The sequence below is a fragment of the Clostridium sp. genome (assembly GCF_034179595.1).
GTDB lineage: Bacteria > Bacillota > Clostridia > Clostridiales > Clostridiaceae > Clostridium.
In genome coordinates this window covers 1-1266 of the sequence record NZ_JAXFPT010000089.1, presented here as the reverse complement: position 1 = coordinate 1266, position 1266 = coordinate 1, and the positions used below count along the sequence as shown (strand labels likewise).

Annotated in this window: 2 protein-coding genes; both read right to left on the bottom strand. The window is 28.8% G+C overall.

Annotated features, from left to right (window positions below; genetic code table 11):
* Nucleotides 1–252 (bottom strand): replication initiator protein A (locus tag SPJ33_RS10620; protein WP_321117932.1); only part of this gene is annotated, 252 nt, incomplete at its 3' end.
* Between the two features lie 299 nt (nt 253–551).
* A partial coding sequence (locus SPJ33_RS10615) for a sialate O-acetylesterase (protein WP_321117931.1) occupies nt 552–1266 on the bottom strand: 715 nt, incomplete at its 5' end.

The following is a 1266-nucleotide window of genomic DNA, read 5'->3' as shown; positions in this document are numbered from 1 at the left end:
AATCTTAACCATCTTTTGAGTTCCCTTAACTCCAAGTTTTTTCATAAGATCCTTTCTCTTTATTCTTACAAAAACATCTCCCTCTTCATTGACCCAATCATTTTCAATAGATAAAGATACCATATCAAGTAAAAGAGAATATGCAACCTTAGACTCCAACATCAAAGAGTCATACTTCTCTGACATAAGAGCCTTTGGTAGCCTATAAAAACTTGAAACCTTAAAATTATTTTTATTTATAAATTTGCACATAAAAAATCCTCCTTCTAAAAACCACATACAGATTAATTAAAATCTAAGGTTCTTAAAAAGAGGACTTTTATATAACAAATCTCTAAAAATATATATTTAAAACTAATGATTAGTATAAAAATTCTTTTAGCAGTCTATAATACAAAAGAAGTCCTTGATTTTAGGTTCCTCAGATACCTCGCTTATCTGTAGAATTTACAGGTGTTACCGCACCTATAAAATCTAGGGCTTTATTTACTTTTGAAAATAGTTTGTGCTAAAACATAAATAATATTCTTTGAATTCCTTAACTATAAAATTTAATTATTATTAATCTTCATAACTTCAGACATAAATTCATCATATGAGATTTTACCTAATGCAAAATCCATACTCTTCATATACATCTTTTCATTTTTTGTATGTTCTCTTGAATAGCTTGATTCTAATAATTTATCTTCATCAGTTAAAGGTTCTAATACATGTTGCTTTTTAGAGAAAGCTTCAAAATATCTTAAACCAAACTTTCTTTGAGATACTGCATCAATATGTATACCATCTGGATTAGATGTTAAGCCTTTTGCAGTAACAAAATAACAATTATCTTGTTCAGAAGCAAACTTTTCTAATTCTTTATTAACTAAAGCATATTCTGTACAGTTTTTTCCGAATCCTTCTTTACCTAAGAAATCTGGTAATCCTCCAATAATAAGTGGAATATCTGGAGCATTTAATTCTTTTCTAAGTGTTTCAATGATTAAAAGTAGCTTTTTATAATATGTTTTATAATTACCATTAAAACTATCAGTTTCTCCTTGATGCCATAGGATACCTGCTAGTTCACTAGTTTCCATTGCAAATTTAGCTTCACTTATTGCATGTCTAAAAAGTACCTTATCTATAGCCCAATCATCTAATGAACTTCCACCTTCAGCGCAAGGAATTAAACCAATAGTATCTTCTTTATTTTCAGAGCACCATGCATCTGCAAATGAACTAACTAAACTTACTCCTGCAACAGGACGATCATAATTA